Raw genomic sequence first — 3,102 nt, 5'->3', positions numbered from 1 at the left:
GAAGAAGCCTATCCCGAGGCGGAGATGGCGGAGGACCCCTATGCCGAGGCGCTGCTGATCGCCGAGGCCCGCGGCGAGGCCGGCCGCTGGCAGCGGATCCTGACCGCCGCCCCGCCCAGCCCCCTCCCCCGACATCTGACGTCAGAAGATTTTTCGGCCCGGCGCGCCTTGGCGGCGGCTGGCCTGCCCGTGCCCGGACTACGGCGTGACCTCTTCGCCCGCCTCGCCGAGACCGCCGCGATCCGCGCGGAAGAGCCCTTCGCCCCCGCCTCCGGCACGGCGCCGCGCGTCAGGAGCTTCGCCCTGCTGCTGCCCCCGGCCGGCGGCGACGCCCTGGCCGAGGCAACCCTCCTGGCCTCCGCCCTGCCGCGAATGGAGGACCAGATCCAGCCACGCCTGCCCGCCCCCCGTCTGGATCTGGCGGCGCAGGCCGCGCTGGCGGTCCAGGCCGGCCTGGCCGGCTTCTGCCTGCCCTGGCCGCTGCCGCCGGGGATTGAGGTGCCGCAGGCGCCGGGCCTGCTCTGGCTGCCGCTGTGGAGCGACGGGCGCGACCCCTGGCTGGCCGGCCGCATCCCGCAGACCGATCCCTTCCCCGACCATCTGGCCACCTTCCTGGCCGATCCGCGCTGCCTGCGGCTGCAAGGCCGGCCGGTGCTGCTGGTCGCCCGCGACGGGCTGGCGCCGCAGGGTGTCCCCGCCCTGCGTCAGGCGTTGGCGGCTGTTCTCGGCGCCGAACCGCTGCTGTTCCTGGCCCAGGGCCGGGAGGCGGCAGATCCCCGCCCGCTCGGCTATGACGGCGCCGTGGAAATCCCGCCGCCGCTGGGCGGGCAGATCGGCCTGCCGGCGGCGCCGCCTGGCCAGCGGCTCGATGCCGCCGCCCCGCTGCCGCAGGCGCCCTATGAGGCAGCGCTGGCCGCCGCCCTGCGCCAGGGCGCGCCTGACTGGCCCTGGCTGCGCTGTGCCCTGCCCAATCTCGACGAGGAGCCGCGCTGCCCCGGCGCCGGCCGCCTGCTGCGTGGTGCGACACCCGCCGCCTTCAACGACTGGCTGGCAAGCCTGGCCGAGCGCGCCGAGGCCAGCGGCGGGCTCCTGCTGGTCGACAGCTGGAACGGCTTCGCCGACGGCACCGCGCTGCTGCCCGACCGCGCCCAGGGCCATGCCCGGCTGAACGCTTTTTCCAAGGCCCTGCATCCAGCGCCCGCCACGCCCCTCGACGGGCTGCCCGCCGTCTCGGTGGTGGTCCCGAGCTGGCAGAGCGCCGCTTGGCTGCCCGACCGGCTGGGATCGATCTTCGCCCAGACCCTGGCGCCGGCCGAGATCATCCTGCTGGACGACGCCTCGACCGATGACAGCGTCGCGGTCGCCGAGCGCCTCGCCGCCGCCGCCGGCCGGCCGATCCGCGTCGTCCGCTGCCCGCAGAATTCCGGCAATGTCTCCCGGCAATGGCAGCGCGCGGCCGAACTGGCCTCGCAGCCGCTGCTCTGGATCGCCGAGGCCGATGACCTGGCCGATCCGCGCTTCCTCGAAGTGCTGGCGGCGAAGCTGGCGGCCGACCCGCAGGCCGGCTTTGCCTTCAGCGACAGCGGCGCCGTCGATCCGGCCGGCAGGCTGCTGACGCCCGACCGCAAGCCCTATGCCGCGGCGCTCGGCGATGCCGGGCTGCTGCGCGACGGCGCCTTCGAAGGGCGGGACTTCGCCCAGCGTTTCCTGGCGCCGCGCAACCTGGTGCTGACCGCCAGCGCCGTGCTCTGGCGCCGCGACGCGCTGCGCGCCGCCTTCGCCGTGGCGGGGGAGGAGGCCTTCGCCTTCACCTGCGCCGGTGACTGGCGGCTTTACCTCGCGGCCTGCCTGGGCAGCGGACGGGTGCAGTACAGCGCCCGGCCGCTGGCCCGGCAGCGCCAGCATCCGGACAGCGTCACCGCCAGCCTGGCCAAGGATCGTCATCTGGAGGAGATCGCCCGGCTGCACGCGCTGATCGCCGCGCAGTGCCCCGAGGCGCCGCAGGACGCCATGGCCGGCTACCGCGCCGATCTGCGCCGCCACTGGTCGCTCGATTAGTCCCGCGAAAGCCAATCTTCACCAACGCGCCCTAGAAGGAAGGAGAGGCAGGCGCCGCGCGATGGCGCCCCACAGAAAGTGGGTGCTGCAATGTCCGACTTCCGCGCGATCCGCATCATCGACTGCACCCTGCGCGACGGTGCCTATCGCCGGCCCAAGGGCTTCTCCGCCGCCGAGACCGCCCGCATCGCCGCGGGGCTGGAAGCCGCCGGCATGCCGGTGGTGGAACTCGGCCACGGGCTGGGGCTCGGCGCCCCGGCGAAAGGCCTGTTCCCGAATGGCGACAGCGACGAGGCCTATCTGCGCGCCGGCCGCGGCGTGCTGGACCGGGCGCGCATGGCGGCGCTGGCCCTCCCCGGCATCGCGGCGCTGGACGACCTGCGGCGCGGCGCCGATCTCGGCCTCGAGATCCTGCGCGTCGGCATCGACATCCTGCGCGCCGAGGAAGCGCTGCCCTATCTGGCCGAGGGCCGGCGGCTCGGTCTCGAGACCCATGCCAGCCTGCTGAAATCCTCCATGGTCGGACCGGACGGCTTCGCCCGCGCGGCGCTGCGCATGGCCGAGGGCGGCGCGCAGCATATCGGCCTCTATGATTCCGCCGGCGCCCTGCTGCCCGGCCAGGTCGCCTCCATGGTGGCGGCCGCGCGGGCCGAGGTGGCGGTGGGCCTGGCCTTCCACGGCCACAACAATCTGGGCCTGGCCGTCGCCAACAGCCTGGCCGCGATCGAGGCCGGGGCGGCGACGGTGGATTGCACGCTGCGCGGCGTCGGCCGCAGCGCCGGTAATGCCGCGACCGAGGTCTTTGTTCTGGCCGCCCGTCGCGCCGGGCTGGTCGTCCCGGGCGACTTCGTGGCGCTGGGCCGGATGTCCCAGGACGACATCCTGCCGATTTTCGGGCCGATCGAGATTGCGCCGGAGGATGCCGGCATGGGCTTCGCCGGGCTGCATTCCGACGGGCTGGCGCTGGTGCGGGAGGTGGCGGCGGCCCGCCGCCTCGCGCCGCTGACCCTGCTGCTGGCCCTCGCCGCCCGCCCCCCCGTCGCC

2 protein-coding genes are annotated in these 3,102 nt (G+C 74.9%); both read left to right on the top strand.

The genetic code is table 11. The annotated features are described in order from the left end of the window. Window positions 1–2,058 (top strand): glycosyltransferase (locus BKE38_RS23180; protein WP_131829700.1); only part of this gene is annotated, 2,058 nt, incomplete at its 5' end. A gap of 90 nt (window positions 2,059–2,148) precedes the next feature. Further along, window positions 2,149–3,102 (top strand): beta/alpha barrel domain-containing protein (locus tag BKE38_RS23175; protein ID WP_076959597.1); only part of this gene is annotated, 954 nt, incomplete at its 3' end.

Source organism: Teichococcus deserti, from assembly GCF_001982615.1.
GTDB classification, from domain to species: domain Bacteria; phylum Pseudomonadota; class Alphaproteobacteria; order Acetobacterales; family Acetobacteraceae; genus Pseudoroseomonas; species Pseudoroseomonas deserti.
Note: the sequence above shows the minus strand (reverse complement) of the source record. Positions and strands in the feature narration are given on the sequence as shown.